Origin of the sequence: Comamonas granuli NBRC 101663, assembly GCF_000739995.1 — a bacterium.
In the GTDB taxonomy this organism is placed as follows: domain Bacteria; phylum Pseudomonadota; class Gammaproteobacteria; order Burkholderiales; family Burkholderiaceae_C; genus Simplicispira; species Simplicispira granuli.
The window spans coordinates 300,254-325,053 of sequence record NZ_BBJX01000001.1 but is presented as its reverse complement, the minus strand read 5'-3'; the positions used below and the strand labels follow the sequence as shown (position 1 = coordinate 325,053).

Below are 24,800 nucleotides of genomic sequence, written 5' to 3'. Positions count from 1 at the left end.
AGTAGCTAATAGCGCTTTCTACTATTGCGCTAGACCCTATTTTCACCAACAACCAGGACGGCGATCTTGAAGATCTTCCAGCGCGAGCAGCGCTCCCTGTTCGGCGAGATCCTGGACTGGATGCTCACCCCGCTGCTGCTGCTGTGGCCGGTGAGCCTGGCGCTGACCTGGCTGGTGGCCCAGGGCATTGCCAACAAGCCCTTTGACCGCGCCCTGATCTACAACGCGCACGCGCTGGCGCAGCTCGTGGCGGTGCAGCAGGGCAAGCCGCAGTTCAACCTGCCCCAGCCCGCCAGCGAGATCCTGCGCGCCGACGACGCCGACACCGTGTTCTTCCAGGTGCTGGGCCCGCGCGGCGAGCTGCTCTCGGGCGAGCGCGACCTGCCCGTGCCCCAGGAGGAGGACGCCGCACCGCCCGGCGACGTGCGCCTGCGCGACGCCGAGCTGCGCGGCCTGCCCATCCGCATGGCCTACATCCGGGTGCGCCTGCCGCTGGCGGGCGAGCCGCTGGCGCTGGTGCAGGTGGCCGAGACGCGCGAAAAGCGCAGCGTGCTGGCCACCGAGATCATCAAGGGCGTGATGCTGCCGCAGTTCGTCATCCTGCCGCTGGCCGTGCTGCTGGTGTGGCTGGCGCTGGCGCGCGGCATCAAGCCGCTCAGCCGCCTGGAAGAGCGCATCCGCGCGCGCAGCCCCGACGACCTCTCGCCGCTGGACCACAAGACCGTGCCGCTGGAGGTGGCGCCGCTCGTCGATTCGGTGAACGACCTGCTCGGGCGCCTGAACGATTCGCTGGCCACGCAAAAGCGCTTCCTGGCCGACGCGGCGCACCAGCTCAAGACGCCGCTGGCGGGCCTGCGCATGCAGGCCGACCTGGCGCAGCGCGAAGGCACGAGCACCGAGGAGCTCAAGCAGTCGCTGCTGCAGATCGGGCGCGCGTCCATGCGCGCCACGCACACCGTCAACCAGTTGCTCGCGCTGGCGCGCGCCGAGGCCAGCGGCATGCACGTGGCGCACCTGCCCTGCGACCTGGCGCGCCTGACTATGGACGTGGTGCGCGATTCGGTGCCGCGCGCGCTGGACAAGCGCATCGACCTGGGCTACGACGGCGCCGGGCCGGGCTCGCCCGGCGTGTGGCTGGTGGGCAACCCCACGCTGCTCAAGGAGCTGGTGCGCAACCTCGTGGACAACGCCATCAACTACACGCCCTCGAGCGCCGAGCGGCCCGGCGTGATCACCGTGCGCGTGCTCAGCGACGCCTTCGGGCGCGTGCTGCTGCTGCAGGTCGAGGACAACGGCCCGGGCGTGCCCGAGGCCGACCGCGAACTCATCTTCCAGCCCTTTTACCGCGCCCTGGGCTCGGAGGCCGACGGCTCCGGCCTGGGCCTGCCCATCGTGCAGGAGATTGCGCGCCAGCACGGCGCCGAGGTCCTGGTGGAGGATGCGCGCCCGGGCCAGCACCCGCCGGGGGCGCGTTTCACGGTGCGTTTTCCGCTGCGCGAGGCCTAGGGCCGCGCTCAGCTGCAGGGCTTGAGCGTCTTGCCCGCCAGCGCGCTGCGCAGCGCGGGCAGGCGCGCGCGCTGCGCCTCGTCCACCGCGGGCAGGCGCAGCAGGTAGCCCGGGGCGTCGGCGCGCTCCTGCACCACGCGGGCGCTGCGCACGCCCTTGGCCGTCAGGTTGCCCAGGCCGCGCTGGGCGGCTTCCTCGGTGGAAAAGCGGCCGAGCGAGAGCCCGGGCTCGAACGTGGCGCTGCCCGGCCGGTCGTAGGAGACGCCCAGCTCGCGCAGCTCCGCGCGCTTCTTGGCCAGCGCCTCGGCGTCGGCAAACTTGCCCATGTACACCATCCAGCGCCCGGGAATGCTGGTGCGCTCCAGGCTCCAGCTGCCCTGGGGCAGGGCGGTGGCGGCGCTGCGGCGCAGAGCTTCGGCCTGGGTCTCGTCGAAGATGCCGGCCTGCAGGCATTCACCGGCGGCGCGCGCGGGCTCGGCGGCAGCCTGCGGCGCGGGGGCTGGGCTGGAGGCCTCGGCCGCCGCCGGTTCGGGCGCCGCTGCGGCGGCGGGCGCGGGCGCAGGCTGCGGCGCGCTGGCGGGGACGCCGGCCAGGCGCACCGCCTCGGGGCGGATCTGCTGCTGCAGGCGCTGGGGCTCGCCCGTGGGCTCGGGCGCCAGGCCCCAGGCGGCCAGGTGGCCCTGGGACCAGGCGAAGTAACCGGCGTTGGCCAGCAGCAGCACGATGACGGCGAAGCGCAGCATGGGGTGGAGGGGCAAAAGTGTCAGGCCACGGGGCGCACGCTGACTTCAGCGCTGGTGACGGCCTGCATGCCCTGCGCAGTATGCACGAGCAGGGCGCCGTCCTCGGCCACGCCATGGGCCTCGCCCTGGGTGCCGTCGCTCAGTTGCACGTGGCGTCCGGCGAGCGCATCGCGCAGGGCAAAGCGCGGCTGCAGCGGCGCAAAGCCGTAGAGCGCAAAGGCCTGCAGGGTGGACACCAGCGGCGGCACGATGCGCAGCAGGGCGGTTGGCGCATCCAGGTCGGGCTCGATCTCCTGCAGGCTGCCCGGCGGCAGCGACAGGCCCGCGCCCTCGGGCGCCTGCACGTTCAGGCCCACGCCCACGACCACGCAGCGTGCGCCGGCCGGCGCGTGCGCCGCCGCCGTGCCCACGACGCTGGCCGTCTCCACCAGGATGCCGCCGAGCTTGCGGTCGCCCCGCGCGCCGCCCAGCCACAGGTCGTTGGGCCACTTGAGGGCGACGCGCGGCGTGGCGCTGCCCGGGGCGGGCAACTGCGGCTGCAGGCTTTCGGCCACGCTCACGCCCACGGCCAGCGACAGGCCCGACCAGTCCAGCGGCGCCAGCGGCAGGCCCAGCGAGAAGGTGAGCGAGGCGCCCGGCGCGCTGCGCCAGGGTCGGCCCATGCGCCCGCGCCCGGCCGTCTGCTGCTCGGCCACGAGCAGCACGCTGTCGCAGCGGCCGGCGCGGGCACGCCGCGTCAGCTCGCTGTTGGTGGAGTCGATCTCGCGCAGCACCTCCACGGTGAAGCCTGGCAGTTGCGGTGCCACGGCCTCCCACAAGGCCTCGGCGGGCCAGCGCAGCGGCGCGCTCATGCCTTGCGGCCCTGGCGCGTGCGCCGCGGTGCGGCGGGGGCGCTCGGTTGTGGCGGCGCCCAGCCGCGCTTGGGCGCCAGCAGCGTGCCGCGGCAGTTCGGGCTGCCGCACCAGCAGGGGTATTCGGCCTTGAGCTTGGGGGTGTAGCGCTCGTCGATGATGAGCCCGTAGTCGTAGCTCAGTTCTTCGCCCGCGCGGATGTTGCGCAGCGCGGTGATGAAGATGCGCCCGTCCTGCTCGTCGGCGTAGCAGTTGGGGGCGCAACTGTGGTTGATCCAGCGTGCGGCGTTGCCGCCGTACTTGGCGTCGATGACGCGGTCTTCATCGACGTGGAAGTAAAACGTGTGGTTGGGCTGCGCCGGGTCGTGCGGGTGGCGGTCCTGCGCCTCCTGCCAGGAGATGACTTCGCCCGTGTACTCGATGAGCACCTCGCCCTCGGCAATGTCCTGCACCGCGAACACGCCCTTGCCGTGCACGCCCGAGCGGCGGATCTGGATGCGGCGGCCGGTGGCGGCAGGGCGGGGGCGTGGCATGGCAAAACTCTGTTAATTTGATAGTGCACACATGCGCGTGCGCGTGTACGCGCGTGTGAGCCCAGATTGTAGAAGCGCCCGGCCATGCGCCGGGCGATGACAGTGACGAGAACCAACCATGAGCAAAACCCTGGTCATCGCAGAAAAACCTTCGGTCGCGCAGGACATCGTGCGCGCCCTCACCCCCGTGGCGGGCAAGTTCGACAAGCACGAAGACCATTTCGAGAACGAACGCTACGTGGTCACCAGCGCCGTGGGCCACCTGGTGGAGATCCAGGCGCCCGAGGAATTCGACGTCAAGCGCGGCAAGTGGAGCTTTGCCCACCTGCCGGTGATCCCGCCGCACTTTGACTTGAAGCCCGTGGACAAGACCAAGAGCCGCCTGGCCGCGGTGGTCCGCCTGGCCAAGCGCAAGGACGTGACCGCGCTCGTCAACGCCTGTGACGCGGGGCGCGAGGGCGAGCTGATCTTCCGTCTGATCGAGCAGTACGCGGGTGGCGCCAAGGGCGGCCTGGGCAAGCCCATCCAGCGCCTGTGGCTGCAGAGCATGACGCCGCAGGCCATCCGCGACGGCTTCGAGCACCTGCGCAGCGAGGCGCAGATGCAGGGCCTGGCCGACGCCGCGCGCAGCCGCAGCGAGGCCGACTGGCTCGTGGGCATCAACGGCACGCGCGCCATGACGGCCTTCAACTCGCAGGGCGGCGGCTTCTTCCTGACCACCGTGGGCCGGGTGCAGACGCCCACGCTGTCGCTCGTCGTCGAACGCGAGGAGAAGATCCGCAAGTTCATCAGCCGCGACTACTGGGAAATCCATGCCCGCTTCGGCGCCGAGGCGGGCGACTACCCCGGCAAGTGGTTCGACCCGAAGTGGAAGAAGGGCGAAGACCCGGAAATGCGCGCCGACCGCGTATGGAGCGCGCAGCAGGCCCAGCAGATCGCCGACGCCGTGCGTGGCCAGCCGGCCACCGTCACCGAGGAAAGCAAGCCCACCACCCAGGCCTCGCCCCTGCTGTTCGACCTGACCAGCCTGCAGCGCGAGGCCAACGGCAAGTTCGGTTTCAGCGCCAAGACCACGCTGGCCCTGGCGCAAAGCCTGTACGAGCGCCACAAGGCCCTGACCTACCCGCGCACCGATTCGCGCGCGCTGCCCGAGGACTACCTGCCCGTCGCCAAGCAGACCTTCGAGATGCTGGCCGAGAGCAGCATGCGCCACCTGGCGCCGCACGCCCTCACGGCGTTGAACAACAACTACGTGCGCCCCAGCAAGCGCATCTTCGACAACAGCAAGGTGAGCGACCACTTCGCCATCATCCCCACGCTGCAGGCGCCCAGCGGCCTGAGCGAGGCCGAGCAAAAGCTCTACGACCTGGTGGTACGCCGCTTCATGGCGGTGTTCTTCCCGAGCGCCGAGTACACCGTCACCACGCGCATCAGCACGGCGGCGGGCCACAGTTTCAAGACCGAGGGCAAGGTGCTGGTCAAGCCCGGCTGGCTCGCCATCTACGGCAAGGAAGCGGCCGACGAGGTGGAAGGCGGCCAGGCCGGCGACAAGGGCCAGAACCTGGTGCCCGTGAAGCCCGGCGAGGTGGTGCGCACGGAGCAGGCCGACCCCAAGGGCCTCAAGACCAAGCCCCCGGCGCGCTACTCCGAAGCCACGCTGCTCGGCGCCATGGAAAGCGCCGGCAAGCAGATCGACGACGACGAGCTGCGCGAGGCCATGCAGGAGAAGGGCCTGGGCACGCCTGCCACGCGCGCGGCCATCATCGAAGGCCTGCTGACCGAAAAGTACATGCTGCGCGAGGGCCGCGAGCTCATCCCCACGGCCAAGGCCTTCCAGCTCATGACGCTGCTGCGCGGCCTGGAAGTCGAGGAGCTGTGCCGCGCCGACCTCACGGGCGAGTGGGAATACAAGCTCGCACAGATGGAAAAGGGCCTCCTGAGCCGCGAAGCCTTCATGCAGGAGATCGCCGCCATGACCGAGCGCATGGTGAAGAAGGCCAAGGAATACGACCGCGACACCATCCCCGGCGACTACGCGACGCTGTCCGCACCCTGCCCCAACTGCGGTGGCGTGGTGAAGGAGAACTACCGCCGCTACGCCTGCACCGGCGCCGGCGGCAACGGCCAGGGCTGCGGCTTCTCGTTCGGCAAGTCGCCCGCCGGGCGCACCTTTGAAACCGCCGAGGCCGAAGAACTGCTGGCGCACAAGCGCATCGGCCCGCTGGAGGGCTTCCGCTCCAAGGCGGGCTGGCCGTTCACGGCCGAGATCACCATCAGCTTCGACGAGGAAGCCAAGAACTACAAGCTCGAATTCGACTTCGGCGACGACAAGAACGCCGAGGACACCGGCGAGCTGGTGGAATTTGCCGACGCCTCCCTGGGGGCCTGCCCCCTCTGCGGCGCGGACGTGCATGAGCACGGCAGCAACTACGTGTGCACGCGCGCCGTCCCCACGGCGGCGCAACCCACACCGAGCTGCACCTTCAAGAGCGGCAAGGTGATCCTGCAGCAGCCCGTGGAGCGCGCGCAGATGGAAAAGCTGCTGCAGACGGGCAAGACCGACCTGCTCGACAAGTTCGTCTCCATGCGCACGCGCCGCGCGTTCAAGGCCTTCCTGGTCTGGGACAAGGACGCGGGCAAGGTCAACTTCGAGTTCGAGCAGCGCGAGAGCAAGTACCCGCCGCGCAAGACGGCGGCGGCGCCTGCTAGCAAAAAGGGAGCTGCCAGCGCAAAGACTGCGGGCGCTGCAGCCCAAAAAGCTGTTAAACCCGTTGCGGCCAAGAAAGCCGCCGCGCCCAAGGCGCCGCGCAAGGCCGCTGCCGGCAAGGCCCCCAGCGCGGCCCTGGCCGCCGTGATCGGCAGCGAACCCGTGGCCCGCCCCGAGGCGGTCAAGAAGCTGTGGGAGTACATCCGGGCGCACAACCTGCAGAACCCGCAGGACAAGCGCACCATCAACGCCGACGCCAAGCTGCGCGCCGTCTTCGGCAAGGACAGCGCCGGCATGTTCGAGCTCGCCGGCATCCTGGGCCAGCACCTGGGCTGAGAAGGTGTGAAGCGCGTGTGAATGCCCCCGCGCGCCACCCGGCGCCGGCCGGGCCCGCCGTCCGCGCTTGCGCTACGCTTGGGGGCATGACCGATCACACCCACGCCATGCAAGACCTGCCGCGCGCGCTGCCGCTGCAGGGGGCCAGCAACTTCCGCGACCTGGGGGGCTACCGCGGCCACGGCGGGCGGGCGCTGCGCTGGCGCCGCGTGTTCCGCTCCGACCACCTGGCGGCACTCACCCCGCAGGACCTGGACCAGTTGCAGGCCCTGGGCGTGGCGCGCGCCGTGGATTTTCGCGGCGAGGCCGAGCGCGCCGCGCAGGCCTATGCCCTGCCGGGCGTGGCCTGCCACCCGCTCACCATCGAGCCCACCGTGGTGCAGCGCGCCCAGGAGCTGCTGCGCGCCGGCCACCCGCTCAGCGCGCAGGACGCCGTGGGGCTCATGCAGGAGACCTACCTCGCCTTCGTGGACGCCAACGCGCCGCGCTTTGCCGGGCTGTTCCGCCTGCTGCTCGAGAGCGACGCGCCGCTGGTCTTCCACTGCACGGCCGGCAAGGACCGCACCGGCTTTGCCGCCGCCCTCCTTCTGCTCGCCCTGGGCGTGCCGCGGGAGGTGGTGATGCAGGACTACCTGCTCACCAATACCTACTACCGCCCGCCCACGGGCCTGGCCAGCGCCGCACCGCGCGAGGTGCTGCAGGTGCTGTGGGGCGTGCAGGAGGACTTTCTGGACGCCGCGCTGCACCGCGTGGACGCACAGTACGGCGGCATCACGACCTACCTGGAAGACGTACTGGGGGTGGATGCGGCGGCGCGGGCAGAGCTGGCTGCGCGCTACCTGCAGGCGGCCTGATCGGCCCGCGGGGGAGCCGGTGACGCACGGACAGGCGTGACCGGGGCCTTGCCGCCCCCGCCGGGGCCTCTGCAGGCCCGCCTCTGCACGCGCAGCGATACTTGGGCCCTGTCCCACTGGAACCTGACGTGCAAGCTCCCCATTCCGCCCACCCCGCCATTGCCTTCGACGAGGCCTACTACCAGCGCTACTACTTCGACCCCAAGACCCGCGTGGCCGACCCGCAGCACATCGAGCGGCTGGGCGCCTTCGTGTGCAGTTACCTGCAGTACCTGCGCGTGCCGGTGCGGCGCGTGCTCGACGTGGGCTGCGGCATCGGCCTGTGGCGCGAGGTGCTGGCGCGGCACTTTCCGCACGCCAGCTTCCATGGCGTGGAGGTGAGCCGCTACCTGTGCGAGCGTTTTGGCTGGGAGCACGGCTCGGTGCTCGACTACCGCGCCAGCGAACCCTTCGACCTGGTGATCTGCCAGGGCGTGCTGCCCTACCTGAACGCGGCCGACGCGCAGGCGGCCATGCGCAACCTCGCCCGGCTGTGCCAGGGCGCGCTGTACCTGGAGGCCGTCACGCGCGAGGACTGGGAGCAGGACGTGGTGGACAAGACGCTCACCGATACGCGCCAGTTCCGCCACCGCGCGCAGCTGTACCGCCGCACGCTGGCCGAGGGCTTCACCGAAGTGGGCGGTGGCGTGTGGCTGAGCCAGCGTGCCGAGGTGCCGCTGTTCGCGCTGGAGCACGCGGGGCCGCCGTGACACCCGTCCCGCCGCCCCACGCCGTGGCGCGCCTGCGCGCCGAGCGCCTGGTGCGCAGCAGCAAGCCCTTCCTGGCGCGTGGCGGCCCCAGCGGCGAGCGCTGCCCGGGCTGCCGCCTGCGGCCCAGCCACTGCCTGTGCGCCCTGCGGCCGCAGGTGCCCACGCGCGCGGGCGTCTGCCTGCTGATGGGCGACACCGAAGCGCTCAAGCCCAGCAACACCGGCTGGCTGGTGGCCGATGTGGTGGCCGACACCTTTGCCTTCGCCTGGACGCGCACCGAGGAGCCCCCCGGCCTGCGGGCCCTGCTGGCCGATCCGCAGTGGCAGCCGTACCTGGTGTTCCCGGGGGACTATGCCGACCCGCAGCGCGTGGTCACCCAGGTGCAACCCGCAGAGCCGCCCGGTGCAGCGCCCACGCGGCGCCCGTTGTTCGTGCTGCTCGACGCCACCTGGGCCGAGGCGCGCCGCATGTTCCGCAAGAGCCCCTACCTCGATGCCCTGCCGGTGCTGGGCCTGCGGCCCGAACAGGCCTCGCGCTACCGGCTGCGCCAGTCGGCCGACGCGGCGCATTTGTGCACGCTGGAGGTGGCGGCGCTGTGCCTGGCGCTGGCGGGCGAGACGCAGGCCGCCCAGGTGATGCAGGCCTACCTCGACGTTTTCACCCACCACTACCTGCAGGCCAAGAACCAGCGCCCGGTGGATGCCACCGATGCGCTGCACCAGCAGTTGCACCGGCTGTGCTACGGCGCCAGCCTCATGCCATGACATGCGCCTGCACGCCCCGGCGCGGCGCGGGCCCCACGGGCGGCGCGTAGCCCAGGCGCGCCCACATCTGCACCGTGCCACGGCCGCCACCCGCGCCCAGCAGCGCGTGGATGGCGGCGTGGTGCGGCGCCTGCTCGGGGTATTCCTGCAAGGCCTGCTGCAGCGGGTGCATGGACAGGCCGTGCGCCGTGGCGGCGAGCTGCGCACGCGCATAGGCGCGCCCGGCGCGCACCTGGGTGGCGCGGTCGTTGGTCTCGGTCACCATGGCGAAGAAGGCGGGCGTGGCCTCGATCTTGGCGTTGAAGTCCTGCACCTGCTGGGTCACCGCCATGTCGTCGGGGCCGGGGGCGCGGCTGCGGTCGAACAGGCCCAGGGCGGCCAGCAGGCGCGGCTGCGGCTCGTTCACGCTGAGGCCGTCGCGGTGCGCGGCGATCTCGCGCGGGCCCACGCGCAGCACCTTCAGCGATTCGAGCATGGTGCGCGGCGTGACCAGCTCCACGCGCCAGGCATCGCGCGCGATGGCGCGGTGCTCGGGCAGGCGCGCGTTGCCGGGCAGGGCAAAGTCCACGCGCAGGCCCGGCGCCGTGCAGGCCGCCACGATGGTCTGCACCGCTGGTGGCGCGGGCGCGCGCTGCTCGTAGGCCGAGCGGTTGGTGTGGCGCCGGAAGATCTGCGCGAACAGCGGGTCGGGCCGCACGCTCGCGTCGGGCACCAGCCGCACGCGCGCTGTGGCGTGGTGGGTGTGCGGCGGCGCGGGCGGCGTGCGCGGGTCGAACACGCCGTGCGGAAACAGCTCCACCTCGGCACGCAGGCCTTGCTGCAGCGCGGCCAGGTGCAGCAGTTCGAGGAAGGTGCCCTGGCTCATGAGGATCTGGCGCGAGTGCGGGTCGGTCTCGGGCAGCAGGCGGGTGTGGTCGCAGTAGAGCCAGATTTCGCCCGGCGTGTGCAAGTCCACCAGCCACGATTGCAGGTTGTGCGAATGCGGCGCGAGGATGGCGTGCGCCAGCAGCCAGCGACGCACATCGCCCCCGGGCGGCACGGGCGCGGGCGGCTGCCACGCGGCCAGCGCCTCGGCGGGCAGGGCAGACGAGCAGCCCGTTAGCGCGGGCGTCGCGGCGAGCACGGCGGCACCGCCAAGCACGCGGAGGAAGGGGCGGCGCTGCATGCTCAGGCTCCTGTAGTGATGGGCGTGGTGACGGGTGTGCTGGAGAGCTGCGCGGCGCCATCCAGCAAGGCCAGGCTGGCACGCAGCGCCTCGCGCAACGGCGTGTGGGGCACGGGGCCTGCGTACCGGGCCAGCGCCGTGCCGTCGAGCGCATGCGGCACCTGCCAGAGGTAGCGCATGGCCTGCAGCGAGCGCAGCATGGGCACCACCGGGCTGGCCAGGCGCATCCAGCCCCAGGGCAGCGACTGCACGCGCAAGACGCCGCCGTGCAGCCCGCCTTGCTCCTGCGCCCATTCGGCCAGCACGGCCTGCCAGTCCTGCCCGGTGGCGGAGTGGCCGGCGAAGGGCAGGCACGGCAACTGCCCCGGCGCGGGGGCGGGCGCGGCGGCCACGCGCACGAAGGCCTGGGCCAGATCCGGCAGGTAGGCCCAGGCGTGCGGCACGTCCAGCGGGCCGGGCCAGGCCATCACGCCCTGACGCAGCTTGCGCGCGATCACCAGGTCCAGCCAGGTGCCCTGGCCCGCGCCAAAGAAGTCGCCCGCGCGCACGATGACGGCGCGCAGCCCCTGGGTGGCCACGGCCTGGGCAAGCTGCTGCTCCAGCGCCACGCGCACCTGGCCCAGCGGCGTGCTGGGGCGCTGGGGCGTGTGGGCATCCAGCAGGGGCGGCATGCCCACGCCGAAGTTGTACACATTGCCGGGGAACAGCAGCACGGCGCGCAGCGCCAGCGCCATGCTGATGGCCTGGTGCAGCAGCGCCGGGGCCTCGGCGCGCCAGGCGCTGGCGGTGTAGCGCGCGGGGTTCATGGCGTGGACCACCGCGTCGGCACCCTCGTCCAGCGCCGCCTGCAAGGCAGCGCCCGGCGCCAGCCATTGCACGCCGGGCAGCACCGGGGCCTGCGCCACAGCGCCATGCCGCCAGGGCGCACGCACCCGCCAGCCCGCCGCCGCAAAGGCTTGCGCCACCGCCCGCCCCAGGCGCCCGTTGGCGCCCAGCACCCATACCGTCTTGGCCATGTCCATCTCCATGTGCTCTGTGATGGGGTCGATTGTGGGAACCCGGGCGCCGTTACACAATTGCATGAATATCCATAGCAGGATTTCATTCATGAATACCCCGTTCGACTGGAACCTGGTGCGCTCCTTCCTGGCCGTGCTGGAGCATGGCAGCCTGCTGGGCGCGGCGCGCGCGCTGCATTCCAGCCAGCCCACCATGGGCCGCCACATCGCCGAGCTGGAGGCGCAACTGGGCACGGTGCTGTTCGAGCGCACCGGCCGGGGCCTACAGCCCACGGCCACGGCGCTGCGACTGGCCGAGGCGGCGCGCGCCATGGAGGCCGGCGCGCATGCGCTGGCACGCGGCGTCTCGGGCGCGCAGGCCGGCGCCAGCGGCACGGTGCGCATCAGCGCCAGCCAGCCCGTGGCCTGCCTGCTGCTGCCCCCGCTGCTCGCCCGCATGCGCCAGCAGCTCCCCGAGGTGCAGGTGGAGCTGGTGGCGAGCAATGAGGTCAGCAACCTGCTGCGCCGCGAGGCCGACATCGCCCTGCGCATGGTGCGGCCCGACCAGTCCAGCCTGGTGGCGCGACGCATAGGCACGGTGACGCTGGGCGCATATGCGCACCGCGACTACCTGCGTCGCCGGGGCACGCCACGCCAGCCCACCGACCTGCTGGCGCACGAGCTGGTGGGCAACGACCGCTACGAGGACATCCTGCGCGGCTTTGCCGCCCTGGGGCACCCGGTGGGGCGCGAGCAGTTCGCGCTGCGCACCGACGATTTCATCGCCTACTGGCAGGCGGTGCGCGCGGGCCTGGGCATCGGCTTCGTGGCGCACTACATGGCGCGCACCGACCCCGAAGTGCAGCCGGTGCTGCCCCAGCTCGCGCTGCCGCAGCTCCCCATCTGGCTCACGGTGCACCGCGAGATCCGCACCAGCGCGCGCATCCGCGCGGTGTATGACTTTCTGGCGGAGGTGGTGCCGCAGGCGCTGGAATAACACTCCTATTTCCGTAGCGACTTGCGCTCAACCACATTGGCCTGCAAGCCATTTTTTTGATGGATTCACCCATGGAACGCAGTGTTGCGCTGTGGACGGCTTTTCCTGCGCGCGCAATCCGGCTTCAATACAACCCAGGAGCATTGCCATGACCACTTCCTCGCCCATCCTGACCACCCAGCCCCTCGGCCCGTTGTGGCCTACGCTGGATCCGTTCCTGTTCTGCGCCCACCACGACGACGCCTACCCGGCGGGCGACGGTGCCTACGGCCCGGCCGCGCCGCTGGGCGGCCGGCAGATCGGCAGCGACTTCAGCCGCCAGGACGGCTGGAGCATGTACCACGGTGAGACGGTGCCGGGCTTTCCGGCGCACCCGCACCGGGGTTTCGAGACGGTGACGCTGGTGCGCAAGGGCCTGATCGACCATGCCGACTCGCTGGGCGCGGCCGCGCGCTTTGGCGGCGGCGATGTGCAGTGGGTGACGGCGGGGCGGGGCATCCAGCATTCGGAGATGTTCCCCTTGCTGCGCACCGACGGCCCGAATCCGCTGGAGCTGTTCCAGGTGTGGCTGAACCTGCCCGCGCACCAGAAGATGGTGGCGCCGCACTTCACCATGCTGTGGAACGAGCGCATTCCGCGCCTGGCGCACCGCGACGATGCAGGGCGCCTGACCACGGTTACCGTGGTGGCCGGGGCCCTGCCCGGGGCCGCCGAGCCGCTGGCACCGCCGCCCGAATCCTGGGCCGCGCAGCCGGACGCCGACGTGGCCATCTGGACGCTGCACCTGGAGCCCGGCGCGCGCTGGGTGCTGCCCGCCGCGCGCGGCCAGGGCACGCGGCGCATGCTGTACTACTTCGTGGGCGCGGGCCTGCGCGTGGGCCCGCAGGATGTGGCGGCGCACGCCGCGCTGGAATTGGTGGCGGGCCAGGACTGGATGCTGGAGAACACCGGCGGCACGCCCGTGGAATGCCTGCTGCTGCAGGGCCGCCCCATCGCCGAGCCGGTGGCGCAGTACGGCCCCTTCGTCATGAACACGCAGCAGGAGATCCTGCAGGCCATGCAGGACTACCGGCGCACGCAGTTCGGCGGCTGGCCCTGGCCCGCCGGCGACCCGGTGCATGGCGGCACGGCACGGCGCTTCGCGCGCTATCCCGGCGAGGCGGCCGAGAGCCTGCCGTGAGGGACAATCCCGTCTTTGCCCTCAGAACCGGTTTCTAGAGAAAGCGCCGCATGAACATCAGCAAAGACACCGCCGTCACCATCAGCTACAAGCTGACCACGCCCCAGGGCAAGCCGCTCGACGCGGGCAACCTTGCCTACCTGCACGGCGGCTACGAGAACATCTTCCCCAAGGTGGAGGCCGCGCTCGAAGGCCAGGCCGCCGGCTTCGCCACCACGCTGGACCTGGCCGTGGAGGACGCCTTCGGCGCGCGCGACGAGAGCCTGGTGCGCACCATCCCCAAGAGCGAGTTCCCGCCCGGCGTGAAGGTGGGCGGCCAGCTCCAGGGCGTGGGCAACGACGGCCAGCCCCAGGTGTTCAACGTGGTGAAGATCAAGGGTCCCGAGGTGCACCTCGACGGCAACCACCCGCTGGCCGGCCAGGCGCTGCGCTTTAGCTGCAAGGTGACGGAAGTGCGCAGCGCCACGGCCGAGGAAATCGCCCACCGCCATGTGCATGGCGGGCATGGGCATCATCACTGACATCCCCTGAGCCGCAGTGTGTCTTCCCTCCAGGGGGACAGCGCCATCGGCGGTGGCTCTCAAGCGCCCGCCAGCAGCCGGACGACCTCGCTGTCCTCGACCTGCGCAAAGTCGCGGTAGAACTGCCCCACGGCGGCGAAGTCGGGCGGCACCTCCAGGCACACCACCTCGTCGGCCAGGGGGCGGACCAGGGCCAGGGCCTCGCGCGAGGCCACCGGTACGGCGCAGATGAGCCGCGCCGGGTGCCGCGCGCGCAGGCCGTGCAGCGCGGCCACCATGGTGGCGCCGGTGGCCAACCCGTCATCGACCACGATGACCGTGCGCCCGGCCGGGTCGATGGGCGTGCGCACGGGCCTGTAGAGCGCGCGGCGCGCGCGCAGGGCCTGCATCTGGGTGCGCGTCTCCTGGGCCAGGTAGGCGGCGTCGGCGCCCACCCGTTCGGCCTGCGGCACGGTGTAGGTCCAGCCGCTCTCGTCCACTGCGCCCACGGCCAGCTCGGGCTGGAAGGGGGCGTGCAGCTTGCGCACCAGCACCACATCGAGCTCGCCGCCGAGCTGTTGCGCAATGATGCGCCCCATGGGCACGGCGCCGCGCGGGATGGCCAGCACCAGCGGTTTCTGGCCGGCGCAGGCCTGCAGGCTGGCCGCCAGGCGGCGGGCGGCGTCGCTGCGATCCTGGAACATGGCAGTCCCCTTTCATGGCCTGCGCGCGGCCGGCCGGCTCACGCGCTGTGCTGCAATTGCAGCAGCTCGATCTTGAATTCGTCCTCGTAGGGCGGGACGTTGCACTCGATCACGTCCCCGGGGGCGATGTCCAGCCGCATGCCGACGATGTCCGCATGCAGCGGCAGGCGCGCGACGCCGCGGTCGGCCAGCACGGCCACGCGGATCTCCGCGGGCTGCTTGCGCGCGAGGTATTCGAGCACCCGCAGCAGGGAGTGGCCCGTGTAGAGCACGTCATCGACGACCAGCAGCGCATGGCCGGCGAGGTCGATGGCGGCGTGGCGGGCGTCTTCGGTGAGCTGGGTCTGCGGGTGCAGCAGGGTCAGGTCGTCGGCGTAGCGCTTGACGGACAGGTCCAGCCGCAGCGGCATGCGCAGGCCGTAGCGGCGCACCATGAGCGCGGTCAGGCGCTCGGCCAGCGGTGCGCCCCGGCGCAGGATGCCGACCACGGCGACGCGCTCGTGGTCCGCCAGCAGCCCCGCGGCCTGGCGCGCCATGCGGTCCATGACCGTGCCCAGCGCCGTGGTGCCGTACAGGCAGGTGCGCTGGCCGGGCGGGCGCTCGGCGGTCACGGCGCTTCTTGCCCGCGCACCAGCAGCACCGGCACGCGCGTGGTGCGCAGCACCTGCTCGGCGTCGCTGCCCAGCAGCAGGCGGCCCACGCCGCGCCGGCCATGCGTGCCCAGCACCACCACGTCGGCGGGCCAGGTGCGCACCTGTTCGGCCACGCGGTCGGCCAGGTGGCCGTGCACGCCGTCGTCCAGCACGGTGTCGGCGGCCACGCCGGCCGCCACCGCCTGGGCGCGCGCGTCCTGCAGGATTTGCTCGCCGTCGGCGCGCAACTGGTCGAGCACGTCGGCGCTGATGGCATAGGCCCCTACGGCCATGGCGATGGAGAGGGTGTCCACCATGTGCAGCACGCGGATCTGGCCGCCCGTGGTCTGCGCGAGGCGGATGGCTTCTGCCAGCCCCTGGAGGGAGGTGGGACTGCCGTCCACCGGAACGAGGATGCGTTGGTACATGTCGGCCTCCTTCGCAAGCCAAGGGCGCATGGGCGCCCCGGATCACGATAGCAGAACCGCCCCCGCGCCGCAATGGACGCCGGTCAGAGCGCCGCTTCGAGGATGGCGCGGCTGACTTCGGGCGTGATGGCGCGGTGCTCGCCCAGCTTGAGCATGCCGTGCGCCGTGAGCTGCGCCACCACGGCGTCCACGGCCTCGCGCCCCAGGCCGTAGGCCGACAGGCGCGTGGGGATGCCCACGCTCTCGAAGAAGGCGCGCGTGTGCGTGATGGCGGCGTCGATGCGCTCGTCCTCGCTGCCAGCGCTGACGTGCCAGACGCGCTCGGCGTACTGCAGCAGCTTGTCGCGCTTGGCCGCGCGCTGCGACTGCATGAGCGAGGGCAGCACGATGGCCAGCGTGCGCGCGTGGTCGATGCCGTAGAGGGCGGTGAGCTCGTGGCCGATCATGTGCGTGGCCCAGTCCTGCGGCACGCCCGCGCCGATCAGGCCGTTGAGCGCCAGCGTGGCTGTCCACATGAGGTTGGCGCGGTGGTCGTAGTCGGGCGGCTCGGCCAGTGCGCCGGGGGCGATTTCCACCAGCGTCTGCAGCAGGCCCTCGGCAAAGCGGTCCTGCGGGCGCGCCTGCACGGGGTAGGTGAGGTACTGCTCCATGATGTGCACGTAGGCGTCCACCAGGCCGTTGGCGATCTGCTCGCGCGGCAGGGTGTAGGTCTTGGTCGGGTCGAGCACGGAGAACTGCGGGAAGCAGTGCGCGCTGGAGAACGACAGCTTGGCCTGCGTGGCCTTGCGTGTGACCACGCCGCCGTTGTTCATCTCCGAACCCGTGGCGGGCAGCGTGAGCACGCTGGCCAGCGGCAGGGCGCGCTGCACATTGCGCCCGCGCTGCAGCAGGATATCCCAGGGCTCGCCGTCAAAGCAGGCGGCGGCAGCCACGAACTTGGTGCCGTCGATGACGGAGCCGCCGCCCACGGCGAGCAGGTAGTCGATGTTCTCGGCGCGCACCTGCGCCACGGCGCGCATCAGCGTCTCGTAGCTGGGGTTGGGCTCGATGCCGCCGAACTCGCTCACGCTGCGCTCGCCCAGGGCGGCGCGCACTTCGGCCAGCGTGCCGGTGCGCCGCGCGCTCTCGCCGCCGTAGAGCACCAGCACCCGGGCCGCTGGCGGCACCAGGCGCGCCAGGTCGGCCACCTTGCCCTGGCCGAAGACGATGCGGGTGGGGTTGTGGAATTCGAAGTTGAGCATGGCTTTCCTTGCAGGGGTTCACGGGCATGCGCGGCGCCGCCCCGGGCGCGCCGCGCGCTTGCCATGCATGCTACTGCGCGGGCGCGAGTCTTGCCGGGCAGGGGTGTACTGCGCGTGACAAGGCCGGCCGGCCAGGGCGGGCAGCGGCCGGCAGGTATCAAAAACGATAGCTGCCTGCGCTTACTGGATAAGCGCTACAGCCCGATTTCTTACTGTTTCCAGAAAAACAGCCCGGCCATCACCAGCCCCGTCGCCACGATGCCCCAGCGCAGCACGGGGGCGGGCAGCCGGCGCGCCACGCGCGCGCCGCCGTAGCCGCCCGCGGTGGCCGCCAGCATCATGACCAGCGCCTCCTGCCAGTGCACGATGCCGCCGGCGGCGTAAATGGCCACGGCGATGGCGGTGAGCAGCGCCGAGACCAGGTTCTTCATGCCGTTCATGGCATTGAGCTGTGTCTGCCCCAGGAGGCCCAGCAGGGCGAGCAGCAAAATGCCCAGGCCGCCGTTGAAGTAGCCGCCATAGCCGGCCACCAGCAGCATGCCCAGGCCCGCCTTCCAGGCCGAGGCGGCGCCGCCGTGCTGCGCGGAGCCGGCCCACTGGCGCAGTTGCGGGCCGAAGGCGAACAGCGCCGTGGCCGCCAGCAGCAGCCAGGGCACCACCTTGCGGAAGGTGGCATCGGGCGTGACCAGCAGCAGCGCCGCGCCCAGCGAGCCGCCCACCACCGACAGCAGCACCACCGAGCGCATCGACAGGCCCGGCGGCGGCGCCATGTCCTCGCGAAAGCCCCAGGCCCCGGCCATGTAGCCCGGCAGCAGCGCCACCGTGCCCGTGGCGTTGGCGGCCACGGGCGGCATGCCGGTGAAGACGAGCGTAGGCAGGGTCAGAAAGCTGCCGCCCCCGGCGACGGCGTTGAGGGCGCCGGCGACGAAGGCAGCAACGAGCAGCAGGAGGGTGTCGGTCATGGGGCAGTGGGGAACAAGAAGAGCGCGGGAAACCGGGCCGATCTTAGGCGGCCCAGCAGGGCCGTTTCAGGCAAAGGTGTTTTGCCCGCGGCGCAGCCTTGGCGCCGTGCGCGCGGGGCCGGGGCGGCTCAGGCGGCGTAGGGGTCGGCAAACCCCAGCTCGCGCAGGATGGCGCTCTCGTAGGCCTCCATCTCCTGCGCGTCCTCCTCGCTGGTCTCGTGGTCCCAGCCCTGGGCGTGCAGGGTGCCGTGCACCAGCAGGTGGGCGTAGTGCTCCTCCAGCGTCTTGTTCTGCGCGCGCGCCTCGCGCTCGACCACCGGGGCGCACAGCACCAGGTCGGCCAGGACCGTGGGCGCCTGCTGGTAGTCGAAGGTGAGCACGTTGGTGGCGTAGTCCTTGTGGCGGTAGTCGCGGTTGAGCTGGCGGCCCTCGTCCTCGCCGACGATGCGCACGGTGATCTCGGCGTCCGCGCTGAGCGCGTGGCGTATCCAGCGCGCGACCTTGTGGCGCGGCAGCACGGCGCGGTGGGCCGCCGTGTCCTCGGTGCGGGCAAACTGCAGGGAGAGCGTGAGGTGATTCAAAGCCATTTTGGCCTCCAGCGCCCGTACATCAAGCGCTACCAGCTATCAAAACAATAGTATTTTGCGTTCAGGCCGGGCTGCGGCGGCTGCGCTGTGCGTCGTAGGCGTCCACGATGCGCGCCACCAGCGGGTGGCGCACCACGTCCTGGCTGTTGAAGTGGGTGAAGGCGATGCCCTTGACGCGCCGGAGCACGCGCTCGGCGTCGACCAGGCCGCTCAGGGCGCCCTTGGGCAGGTCGATCTGGCTCACGTCGCCCGTCACCACGGCCTTGGCGCCGAAGCCGATGCGCGTGAGGAACATCTTCATCTGCTCGGGCGTGGTGTTCTGCGCTTCGTCGAGGATGACGAAGGCGTTGTTCAGCGTGCGCCCGCGCATGAAGGCCAGCGGCGCGATCTCCAGCGCATTGCGCTCGAAGGCTTTCTGCACGCGGTCGAAGCCCATGAGCTCGTACAGCGCGTCGTACAGCGGGCGCAGGTAGGGATCGACCTTCTGCGTCAGGTCGCCCGGCAGAAAGCCCAGGCGCTCGCCGGCCTCGACGGCCGGGCGCGTGAGCACGATGCGCTGCACGCTGGCGCGCTCGAGCGCATCGACCGCACAGGCCACGGCCAGATAGGTCTTGCCCGTGCCCGCAGGCCCGATGCCGAAGCTGATGTCGTGCGTGGCGATGTTCTCCAGGTACACGCTCTGGTTGGGCGTGCGCGCGCGCAGGTCGGCGCGGCGCGTGTGCAGCACGAGCGCGCCGTCCGCGTCCTCGCGCAGGGCGCTGTCGCCGGCCAGCATGAGCTGCACATGCTCCTCCTTGATGGGCCGGTCGGCCTGCTCATACAGCGCCTGCAGCAGCTCCATGGCCTGCGTGGCGCGGGCCTTGGGCCCGTCCACCTTGAACTGGCCGTGGCGGTGGCCGATGGAGACCTGCAGCGCCGCCTCGATGGTGCGCAGGTGCACGTCGGCCGGACCGCACAGGTGCGCCAGGCGCTGGTTGTTCTGGGGGATGAAGGAGTGGCGCAGGATCACGCGGATAATTCCCGGTCTGTGGTTGTGCGCACCAGGCCCTGGCGCGCGAAAAGGACGCTTCGCATGATAGGCAAATTGAGCGGCACGCTGTTGGAAAAGAACCCCCCCGAGGTGCTGGTGGACTGCCACGGCGTGGGCTACGAGGTGCTGGTGCCCATGAGCACGTTCTACAACCTGCCCGCCGTCGGCGAGCGGGTGGCCCTGCTCACGCAGTTCATCGTGCGCGAGGATGCGCAACTGCTCTACGGCTTTGGCACGCAGGCCGAGCGCCAGGCGTTTCGCGAACTCATCAAGGTGAGCGGCGTGGGGCCGCGCACGGCGCTGTCCATCCTCTCGGGCATGGGCGTGGCGGACCTGGCCCAGGCCGTCTCGCTGCAGGAGGCGGGGCGCCTGGTGAAGGTGCCCGGCATCGGCAAGAAGACGGCCGAGCGCCTGTTGCTGGAGCTCAAGGGCAAGCTGGGCGCCGACATGGGGGCGCGCACGCAGGCCGTGAGCGACAGCCAGGCCGACATCCTGCAGGCGCTGCTGGCCCTGGGCTACAACGACAAGGAGGCCGCCAGCGCGCTCAAGGCGCTGCCGCCCGAGGTGGGCGTGAGCGAGGGCATCAAACTGGCGCTCAAGGCGCTGGCCAAGTGAGGGGCAGGGCATGAGCATCCACACCGACGATTTCGCCCCCGCGCCCCCGAAGCGCGTGGTTTCCGCCGCGCCGACCTCCGCCCAGGAGGAAGCCCTGGAGCGTGCCCTGCGCCCCAAGCTGCTGCAGGAGTACGTGGGCCAGGCCAAGGCGCGCGAGCAGCTCGAGATCTTCATCGGCGCGGCGAAGAAGCGCGCGGAGGCGCTGGACCATGTGCTGCTGTTCGGCCCGCCGGGGCTGGGCAAGACCACGCTCAGCCACATCATCGCGGCCGAGCTGGGCGTTCAGCTTCGCCAGACCAGCGGCCCGGTGCTGGAAAAGCCCAAGGACCTCGCCGCGCTGCTGACCAACCTGGAGAGGAACGACGTCCTCTTCATCGACGAGATCCACCGCCTCTCGCCCGTGGTCGAGGAAATCCTCTACCCCGCGCTGGAGGACTACCAGATCGACATCATGATCGGCGAGGGGCCGGCGGCGCGCAGCATCAAGCTCGATCTGCAGCCCTTCACGCTGGTGGGCGCCACCACGCGCGCGGGCATGCTCACCAACCCGCTGCGCGACCGCTTCGGCATCGTGGCGCGGCTGGAGTTCTACACGCCCGAGGAACTGGCGCGCATCGTGATGCGCAGTGCGGGGCTGCTGGGCGCGCCCATCGACGACGCGGGCGGCTTCGAGATCGCGCGCCGCTCGCGCGGCACGCCGCGCATCGCCAACCGGCTGCTGCGCCGTGTGCGCGACTATGCCGAGGTCAAGGGCAACGGCCGCATCACGCAGGACATGGCCCACCGCGCGCTGGCCATGCTCGACGTGGACCCGCAGGGCTTCGACGTGATGGACAGGAAGCTCCTGGAGGCCGTGATCCACCGCTTCGACGGCGGCCCGGTGGGGCTGGACAACATCGCCGCGAGCATTGGCGAAGAGGCCGGCACCATCGAGGACGTGATCGAGCCCTACCTCATCCAGCAGGGCTATCTGCAGCGCACGCCGCGCGGGCGCATCGCCACGCAGGCCGCGTGGCGCCACCTGGGGCTGCAGCCGCCGGCGGCCCGGGGGGGCGCCGACCTGTTCGGGGCCGGGGTATGACAACGGGGCGGCGCGTCCTGGTGGCGGGCGTGCTGGTGCTGCTGCTCGTGGGCGCGGTCTGGCTGGCCGCCCGGCCCGCGCCGGTCGATGCCGTGCAGCCGCGCCAGGGGCCGCTGGTGCGCAGCCTGCAGTTTTCCGCGCGCGTGGAAAGCCTCACGCGGGTGGAGCTGGGCAGCACCGTGACGGCGCGCGTGGCGCGCGTGGCGGTGGACGAGGGCGCGCGCGTGCGCGCCGGCCAGGTGCTGGTGCAGCTCGAATCCGACGAGGCCCAGGCCGCCCTGGCGCAGGCCCAGGCAGCCGAGCAGCAGGCACGCGCGCGCCTGGCGGGCCTGCGCGGCACGGGCCGCCAGGCGGCGCAGGCGGCGCTCGCCCAGGCCGACGCCAGCGTGCGCGCGGCACGCGCCCAGTTCGAGCGCGTGGAGCCGCTCGTGGCCCAGGGTTTCTACAGCCCGGCGCAGCGCGACGAAGCGCGCCGCGCGCTCGATGTGGCGCTGGCCCAGCAGGCCGCCGCCCAGGCACAGTGGCAGGCCCAGGGCGACGCCGGTGCCGATACCGCGCAGGCCCAGGCCCAGTGGGACGCCGCGCGCGCCGCCACCCAGGCCGCCCAGGCCCGGCTGGCGCAGACCGCGCTGCGTGCCAGCGGCGACGGGCGCGTGATCCTGCGCAGCGTGGAGCCGGGCCAGATCGTGCAGCCGGGCAAGGCCCTGCTGACGCTGGCGCTGGACGGCCCCACGCAGCTCGTGGCCCCGGTGGACGAGCGCTTCCTGCAGCAGTTGCAGCCGGGCCAGCCCGCGACCGTGCTGGCCGACGCCTTTGCCGGCCAGCCGTTTGCGGCGCGGGTGCAGTCCCTCGCCCCGGGGGTGGACGCGCAGCGCGGCGCCATCGAGGTCAAGCTGGCGCTGGAGCAGGCGCCGCCCGATTTCTTGCGCGAAGACATGACGCTCTCCGTGGAGGTGGAAACGGGCCGCAGCGCGCGCGCCCTGGCACTGCCGCTGTCGGTGCTGCGCGCGCCCATCGAGGGCGATACGGCGCAACTGCTGGTTGCCAGCGACGGCCGGGCCGAGCTGCGCCGCGTGCGCGTGGGCCTGCGCACGCTCGATGCGTTCGAGGTGCGGGAAGGGCTCTCGGCCGAGGACTGGGTGCTGCGCAGCGCCACCGCGCAGCCGGGCCAGCGCGTGCGTCCACGGCCCGTGCCCTGGGAGCAGGCGGCCGGGGTGCGCACGGGTGAGGGCGGCGCGGCCGGTGCGGCCCTGGCCCAGGGCATGGGGCGCTGATGCGGCGCTACTGGCCGGGCTTTGAATGGCAGGTGGCCTGGCGCTTCCTGCGCGAGGGGCGCATGCAGACGCTGCTCATCATCGTGGGCGTGGCGGCCGGGGTCGCCGTGGTGGCCTACATCTCCGCGCTCATCGAAGGACTGCAGGCCAACACCCTGGCCAAGACCCTGGGCGCTCAGGCGCATATCAGCCTGCGCGCCCCCGAGGACCTGGTGACGCCGGCGGCCCGTCTGGAGGCCGCCACGGCGGTGCTCAGCGACACCCAGCCGCGCGCCCAGCGCCTGCGCTCCGTGGCCAATTGGCAGGCGCTGCTGCCGGTGCTGCAGGCCACGCCGGGCGTGGCGGCGGTCTCGCCCATGGTGTCGGGCGCGGGCCTGGCGCTGCGCGGCGAGGCGGCGCTGTCCATTGCGCTGATGGGTGTGGAGCTCGAGCGCTACGACCGCATCGTCAACTTGCGCTCCAAGGTGGTGGCGGGGCGCGCCAGCCTGCAGCCGGGCGAGGCCATCATCGGCCGCGAGCTGGCCGCCGACCTGGGCCTGCGCGTGGGCGACCGCCTCACCCTGCGCACCGGCCTGGTGAGCGACTCCGCGCGCGTGACCGCGCTGGTGGACCTGGGCGTGAAGGACCTCAACCGCCGCACCGTGATCGTGCCGCTGCGCGCGGCGCAAAGCCTGCAAGGCCTGCCCGGCGGCGCCACGCACCTGGACCTGACGGTGACGGACGTCTGGTCCGCGCAGGCCCTGGCCGACCGCCTGCGCCGCCAGTACCCGCTGCGCGTGGAAAGCTGGCAGGAGAGCAACGCCCAGCTCGTCTCGGCGCTCAATGCCCAGAGCGTCAGCACCACCATCATCCGCGCGGTGGTGCTGGTGGTGGTGGTGCTGGGCATTGCCAGCGTGCTGGTGGTGTCGGTCGTGCAAAAGGGGCGCGAGATCGGCATTCTGCGCGCCATGGGCGCCACGCGCGGGCAGATGCAGCGCATCTTCCTGCTGCAGGGCGCGGTGGTGGGGGCGCTGGGCTCGCTGCTGGGCTTGCTGCTGGCGGTGGCGCTGGTCTGGGCCTTCACCACGTTTGTGCGCGGCTCGGATGGGTTGCCGCTGTTTGCCATCACCGTACCGGTGCCCACGGCGCTGCGCGTGGCCTTGATGGCCACGGTATGCGGCGTGCTCGCCGCCGTGGCGCCGGCGCGCCGTGCGGCAGCCATGGACCCGGCGCAAGCCATCCGGATGTAGCGGGTGACCGCCATGCTGATCGAACTGCACGACCTGCGCAAACGCTACAACCTGGGCCAGCCCAATGAGGCCGAGGTATTGCACGGGATCGACCTGCGCGTGCAGCGCGGGGAGTTTCTGGCGCTGATCGGGCCCTCGGGCTCGGGCAAGAGCACGCTGCTCAATATCCTGGGCCTGCTCGAACGCATGACCGCAGGCGACTACCGGCTTCTGGGCGATTCGGTGCGCGGCCTGTCGGATGGCGAACTCACGCTGCGCCGGCGTAGCACGCTGGGCTTCGTGTTCCAGTTCCACCACCTGCTGCCTGCCTTCACGGCGCTGGAGAACGTCACGCTGCCCGCGCTGATGCACGCGGGCCGGGTCAGTGCGCAGGCGCAGGCCAAGGCGCGCGAACTGCTCGACGCCGTGGGCCTGGCGGCGGCCCTGCACAAGCGGCCGTCGGAACTGTCGGGCGGCATGCAGCAGCGCGTGGCGATTGCGCGTGCGCTGGTCATGGATCCGCCGCTGGTGCTGGCCGACGAGCCTACGGGCAACCTGGACACGGCTTCTTCCGACGACGTGTTTGCGCTGCTGCGCCGCATCCACGCCGAGCGCGGCACGGCCTTCATCGTCGTCACCCACGACCCGCGCCTGGCTGCGCGCTGCGACCGGCTGGTGGAGCTGGTCGATGGCCGTATTGCGCGGGACGAACCCGTCGCGCAGCTCAGCCCAAAGGCACCGCCACCGTAAACACGATCTCCAGCAAATAGTCTGGACTGGCCAGTTCCGCGCTCACACAGGCGCGCGCCGGGGCGCAGCCCTCGGGCAGCCAGGCCTGCCACAACGCGTTGAAGGCCGCGCGGTCGGCCATGTGCTTGAGGTAGATCGTCGCCATCAGGATGTGGCGCTTGTCGGTGCCGCACAGCGCCATGCTGCGCTCGGCCTGCGCGAACAGGGCCTGCGTCTGGCTGGTGATGTCGGTGCCACTCTCGGGCACCTCCACCAAGTACGCCGTGTGCTGGTGCACCACGGCGTCCGACCATTGGGCCTGCGGGTGAATGCGGGTGATGGGGGTATTGGCTGCCATGTCAATTCAACCTGTGTGTACAACGCCTGCGGCGCATGAGAGGGGCGCCGACGATACCAGGGCTCCCG

26 protein-coding genes are annotated in these 24,800 nt (G+C 71.6%); 13 read left to right on the top strand and 13 right to left on the bottom strand.

Features of this window, described 5'->3' with window-relative positions:
• Positions 1 to 66: 66 nt before the first annotated feature.
• Complete coding sequence (locus CGR01S_RS01525) at positions 67 to 1,506, top strand: sensor histidine kinase (protein ID WP_042421652.1); 1,440 nt, start codon at positions 67 to 69, stop codon at positions 1,504 to 1,506.
• An 8-nt stretch (positions 1,507 to 1,514) separates the two neighbouring features.
• Here the strand turns inward: CGR01S_RS01525 and CGR01S_RS01520 are convergent, their stop codons facing one another.
• Genes CGR01S_RS01520 through CGR01S_RS01510 form a run of 3 tightly spaced genes read right to left on the bottom strand, consistent with a single transcriptional unit; the run spans position 1,515 to position 3,633 of the window.
• Entirely contained in the window at positions 1,515 to 2,249 is a 735-nt protein-coding gene (locus CGR01S_RS01520) for an SPOR domain-containing protein (protein WP_042421650.1), read from the bottom strand.
• 20 nt (positions 2,250 to 2,269) lie between these two features.
• Entirely contained in the window at positions 2,270 to 3,100 is an 831-nt protein-coding gene (locus CGR01S_RS01515; protein WP_042421648.1) for a biotin--[acetyl-CoA-carboxylase] ligase, read from the bottom strand.
• Positions 3,097 to 3,633 carry an SET domain-containing protein gene (locus CGR01S_RS01510; protein WP_042421646.1) on the bottom strand — a complete coding sequence of 179 codons (537 nt, stop codon included), beginning with the start codon at positions 3,631 to 3,633 and terminating at the stop codon, positions 3,097 to 3,099. Before CGR01S_RS01510 ends, CGR01S_RS01515 begins: the two co-directional genes overlap by 4 nt.
• Before the next feature lie 118 nt (positions 3,634 to 3,751).
• On the opposite strand from CGR01S_RS01510, the gene CGR01S_RS01505 reads away from it, so the two are divergent.
• The 4 genes from CGR01S_RS01505 (at position 3,752) to CGR01S_RS01490 (ending at position 9,043) form a co-directional block, all read left to right on the top strand.
• The gene (locus CGR01S_RS01505) at positions 3,752 to 6,676 is read left to right on the top strand and encodes a DNA topoisomerase III (protein WP_042421644.1); all 2,925 of its coding nucleotides are present in this window, start codon (positions 3,752 to 3,754) and stop codon (positions 6,674 to 6,676) included.
• Between the two features lie 107 nt (positions 6,677 to 6,783).
• Complete coding sequence (locus tag CGR01S_RS01500) at positions 6,784 to 7,530, top strand: tyrosine-protein phosphatase (protein ID WP_042421790.1); 747 nt, start codon at positions 6,784 to 6,786, stop codon at positions 7,528 to 7,530.
• Between the two features lie 128 nt (positions 7,531 to 7,658).
• On the top strand, positions 7,659 to 8,279 hold the full coding sequence (locus CGR01S_RS01495; protein WP_245616719.1) for a class I SAM-dependent methyltransferase: 621 nt from the start codon (positions 7,659 to 7,661) through the stop codon (positions 8,277 to 8,279).
• Positions 8,276 to 9,043 (top strand): tRNA-uridine aminocarboxypropyltransferase, encoded by a 768-nt coding sequence (locus tag CGR01S_RS01490; RefSeq protein WP_042421642.1) that lies wholly within the window; start codon positions 8,276 to 8,278, stop codon positions 9,041 to 9,043. Before CGR01S_RS01495 ends, CGR01S_RS01490 begins: the two co-directional genes overlap by 4 nt.
• Here CGR01S_RS01490 and CGR01S_RS01485 read toward each other — a convergent pair.
• Both CGR01S_RS01485 and CGR01S_RS01480 read right to left on the bottom strand, forming a co-directional pair.
• Positions 9,033 to 10,208: an Acg family FMN-binding oxidoreductase gene (locus CGR01S_RS01485; RefSeq protein ID WP_042421640.1), complete on the bottom strand. Its 1,176-nt coding sequence runs from the start codon at positions 10,206 to 10,208 to the stop codon at positions 9,033 to 9,035. The two genes, CGR01S_RS01490 and CGR01S_RS01485, sit on opposite strands and share 11 nt — an antisense overlap.
• 2 nt (positions 10,209 to 10,210) lie before the next feature.
• Entirely contained in the window at positions 10,211 to 11,224 is a 1,014-nt protein-coding gene (locus CGR01S_RS01480) for an NAD-dependent epimerase/dehydratase family protein (protein ID WP_245616718.1), read from the bottom strand.
• Positions 11,225 to 11,315: 91 nt separating this feature from the next.
• Between CGR01S_RS01480 and CGR01S_RS01475 the strand changes: the two genes are divergently transcribed.
• The 3 genes from CGR01S_RS01475 to CGR01S_RS01465 all read left to right on the top strand — a co-directional run bounded on the left by CGR01S_RS01475 (position 11,316) and on the right by CGR01S_RS01465 (position 13,904).
• The gene (locus tag CGR01S_RS01475) at positions 11,316 to 12,203 is read left to right on the top strand and encodes a LysR family transcriptional regulator (protein ID WP_042421638.1); all 888 of its coding nucleotides are present in this window, start codon (positions 11,316 to 11,318) and stop codon (positions 12,201 to 12,203) included.
• A 148-nt stretch (positions 12,204 to 12,351) separates the two neighbouring features.
• Entirely contained in the window at positions 12,352 to 13,383 is a 1,032-nt protein-coding gene (locus tag CGR01S_RS01470; RefSeq protein WP_042421635.1) for a pirin family protein, read from the top strand.
• Between the two features lie 50 nt (positions 13,384 to 13,433).
• Positions 13,434 to 13,904: an FKBP-type peptidyl-prolyl cis-trans isomerase gene (locus CGR01S_RS01465; protein WP_042421634.1), complete on the top strand. Its 471-nt coding sequence runs from the start codon at positions 13,434 to 13,436 to the stop codon at positions 13,902 to 13,904.
• Positions 13,905 to 13,963: 59 nt separating this feature from the next.
• On the opposite strand, the gene CGR01S_RS01460 is transcribed toward CGR01S_RS01465, so the two are convergent.
• From CGR01S_RS01460 to CGR01S_RS01430, 7 genes are all read right to left on the bottom strand, one after another.
• Complete coding sequence (locus CGR01S_RS01460) at positions 13,964 to 14,587, bottom strand: phosphoribosyltransferase (RefSeq protein WP_042421632.1); 624 nt, start codon at positions 14,585 to 14,587, stop codon at positions 13,964 to 13,966.
• Positions 14,588 to 14,625: 38 nt separating this feature from the next.
• The gene (locus CGR01S_RS01455; protein WP_245616717.1) at positions 14,626 to 15,198 is read right to left on the bottom strand and encodes a bifunctional pyr operon transcriptional regulator/uracil phosphoribosyltransferase PyrR; all 573 of its coding nucleotides are present in this window, start codon (positions 15,196 to 15,198) and stop codon (positions 14,626 to 14,628) included.
• Complete coding sequence (locus tag CGR01S_RS01450) at positions 15,195 to 15,647, bottom strand: universal stress protein (protein ID WP_042421630.1); 453 nt, start codon at positions 15,645 to 15,647, stop codon at positions 15,195 to 15,197. Before CGR01S_RS01450 ends, CGR01S_RS01455 begins: the two co-directional genes overlap by 4 nt.
• A gap of 83 nt (positions 15,648 to 15,730) precedes the next feature.
• A complete protein-coding gene (locus CGR01S_RS01445) occupies positions 15,731 to 16,888 on the bottom strand; it encodes an iron-containing alcohol dehydrogenase (RefSeq protein WP_042421628.1) in 1,158 nt (385 codons plus the stop codon).
• A 209-nt stretch (positions 16,889 to 17,097) separates the two neighbouring features.
• The gene (locus CGR01S_RS01440) at positions 17,098 to 17,850 is read right to left on the bottom strand and encodes a sulfite exporter TauE/SafE family protein (RefSeq protein WP_042421627.1); all 753 of its coding nucleotides are present in this window, start codon (positions 17,848 to 17,850) and stop codon (positions 17,098 to 17,100) included.
• A 128-nt stretch (positions 17,851 to 17,978) separates the two neighbouring features.
• A complete protein-coding gene (gene ybeY / locus CGR01S_RS01435) occupies positions 17,979 to 18,437 on the bottom strand; it encodes an rRNA maturation RNase YbeY (RefSeq protein WP_042421626.1) in 459 nt (152 codons plus the stop codon).
• Between the two features lie 61 nt (positions 18,438 to 18,498).
• Positions 18,499 to 19,446, bottom strand: coding sequence for a PhoH family protein (locus CGR01S_RS01430; protein WP_042421625.1), 948 nt, complete (start codon positions 19,444 to 19,446; stop codon positions 18,499 to 18,501).
• A gap of 63 nt (positions 19,447 to 19,509) precedes the next feature.
• Between CGR01S_RS01430 and ruvA the strand changes: the two genes are divergently transcribed.
• The 5 genes from ruvA to CGR01S_RS01405 are packed head-to-tail and all read left to right on the top strand — an operon-like array spanning position 19,510 to position 24,395.
• The gene (gene ruvA, locus CGR01S_RS01425) at positions 19,510 to 20,082 is read left to right on the top strand and encodes a Holliday junction branch migration protein RuvA (protein WP_042421624.1); all 573 of its coding nucleotides are present in this window, start codon (positions 19,510 to 19,512) and stop codon (positions 20,080 to 20,082) included.
• 10 nt (positions 20,083 to 20,092) lie between these two features.
• On the top strand, positions 20,093 to 21,163 hold the full coding sequence (ruvB, locus tag CGR01S_RS01420; RefSeq protein ID WP_042421622.1) for a Holliday junction branch migration DNA helicase RuvB: 1,071 nt from the start codon (positions 20,093 to 20,095) through the stop codon (positions 21,161 to 21,163).
• On the top strand, positions 21,160 to 22,437 hold the full coding sequence (locus CGR01S_RS01415; RefSeq protein ID WP_042421618.1) for an efflux RND transporter periplasmic adaptor subunit: 1,278 nt from the start codon (positions 21,160 to 21,162) through the stop codon (positions 22,435 to 22,437). The genes ruvB and CGR01S_RS01415 overlap by 4 nt, the downstream gene beginning before the upstream one ends.
• A complete protein-coding gene (locus tag CGR01S_RS01410; protein WP_042421617.1) occupies positions 22,437 to 23,666 on the top strand; it encodes an ABC transporter permease in 1,230 nt (409 codons plus the stop codon). The genes CGR01S_RS01415 and CGR01S_RS01410 overlap by 1 nt, the downstream gene beginning before the upstream one ends.
• A gap of 12 nt (positions 23,667 to 23,678) precedes the next feature.
• Positions 23,679 to 24,395, top strand: a complete 717-nt coding sequence (locus tag CGR01S_RS01405; protein ID WP_042421614.1) for an ABC transporter ATP-binding protein — start codon at positions 23,679 to 23,681, stop codon at positions 24,393 to 24,395.
• Here CGR01S_RS01405 and CGR01S_RS01400 read toward each other — a convergent pair.
• Positions 24,370 to 24,732 (bottom strand): RidA family protein, encoded by a 363-nt coding sequence (locus CGR01S_RS01400; RefSeq protein WP_042421611.1) that lies wholly within the window; start codon positions 24,730 to 24,732, stop codon positions 24,370 to 24,372. The genes CGR01S_RS01405 and CGR01S_RS01400 overlap by 26 nt on opposite strands.
• Between the last annotated feature and the right edge of the window lie 68 nt (positions 24,733 to 24,800).

What these genes read in the sequence shown, in the direction of transcription:
- CGR01S_RS01520 (WP_042421650.1), bottom strand. Translation starts at nt 2,249, where the DNA reads ATGCTGCGCTTCGCCGTCATCGTGCTGCTGCTGGCCAACGCCGGTTAC.
- CGR01S_RS01515 (WP_042421648.1), bottom strand. Translation starts at nt 3,100, where the DNA reads ATGAGCGCGCCGCTGCGCTGGCCCGCCGAGGCCTTGTGGGAGGCCGTG.
- CGR01S_RS01510 (WP_042421646.1), bottom strand. Translation starts at nt 3,633, where the DNA reads ATGCCACGCCCCCGCCCTGCCGCCACCGGCCGCCGCATCCAGATCCGC.
- CGR01S_RS01505 (WP_042421644.1), top strand. Translation starts at nt 3,752, where the DNA reads ATGAGCAAAACCCTGGTCATCGCAGAAAAACCTTCGGTCGCGCAGGAC.
- CGR01S_RS01500 (WP_042421790.1), top strand. Translation starts at nt 6,784, where the DNA reads ATGCAAGACCTGCCGCGCGCGCTGCCGCTGCAGGGGGCCAGCAACTTC.
- CGR01S_RS01485 (WP_042421640.1), bottom strand. Translation starts at nt 10,208, where the DNA reads ATGCAGCGCCGCCCCTTCCTCCGCGTGCTTGGCGGTGCCGCCGTGCTC.
- CGR01S_RS01480 (WP_245616718.1), bottom strand. Translation starts at nt 11,224, where the DNA reads ATGGCCAAGACGGTATGGGTGCTGGGCGCCAACGGGCGCCTGGGGCGG.
- CGR01S_RS01475 (WP_042421638.1), top strand. Translation starts at nt 11,316, where the DNA reads ATGAATACCCCGTTCGACTGGAACCTGGTGCGCTCCTTCCTGGCCGTG.
- CGR01S_RS01470 (WP_042421635.1), top strand. Translation starts at nt 12,352, where the DNA reads ATGACCACTTCCTCGCCCATCCTGACCACCCAGCCCCTCGGCCCGTTG.
- CGR01S_RS01465 (WP_042421634.1), top strand. Translation starts at nt 13,434, where the DNA reads ATGAACATCAGCAAAGACACCGCCGTCACCATCAGCTACAAGCTGACC.
- CGR01S_RS01460 (WP_042421632.1), bottom strand. Translation starts at nt 14,587, where the DNA reads ATGTTCCAGGATCGCAGCGACGCCGCCCGCCGCCTGGCGGCCAGCCTG.
- CGR01S_RS01450 (WP_042421630.1), bottom strand. Translation starts at nt 15,647, where the DNA reads ATGTACCAACGCATCCTCGTTCCGGTGGACGGCAGTCCCACCTCCCTC.
- CGR01S_RS01445 (WP_042421628.1), bottom strand. Translation starts at nt 16,888, where the DNA reads ATGCTCAACTTCGAATTCCACAACCCCACCCGCATCGTCTTCGGCCAG.
- CGR01S_RS01440 (WP_042421627.1), bottom strand. Translation starts at nt 17,850, where the DNA reads ATGACCGACACCCTCCTGCTGCTCGTTGCTGCCTTCGTCGCCGGCGCC.
- ybeY (WP_042421626.1), bottom strand. Translation starts at nt 18,437, where the DNA reads ATGGCTTTGAATCACCTCACGCTCTCCCTGCAGTTTGCCCGCACCGAG.
- ruvA (WP_042421624.1), top strand. Translation starts at nt 19,510, where the DNA reads ATGATAGGCAAATTGAGCGGCACGCTGTTGGAAAAGAACCCCCCCGAG.
- ruvB (WP_042421622.1), top strand. Translation starts at nt 20,093, where the DNA reads ATGAGCATCCACACCGACGATTTCGCCCCCGCGCCCCCGAAGCGCGTG.
- CGR01S_RS01415 (WP_042421618.1), top strand. Translation starts at nt 21,160, where the DNA reads ATGACAACGGGGCGGCGCGTCCTGGTGGCGGGCGTGCTGGTGCTGCTG.
- CGR01S_RS01410 (WP_042421617.1), top strand. Translation starts at nt 22,437, where the DNA reads ATGCGGCGCTACTGGCCGGGCTTTGAATGGCAGGTGGCCTGGCGCTTC.
- CGR01S_RS01405 (WP_042421614.1), top strand. Translation starts at nt 23,679, where the DNA reads ATGCTGATCGAACTGCACGACCTGCGCAAACGCTACAACCTGGGCCAG.
- CGR01S_RS01400 (WP_042421611.1), bottom strand. Translation starts at nt 24,732, where the DNA reads ATGGCAGCCAATACCCCCATCACCCGCATTCACCCGCAGGCCCAATGG.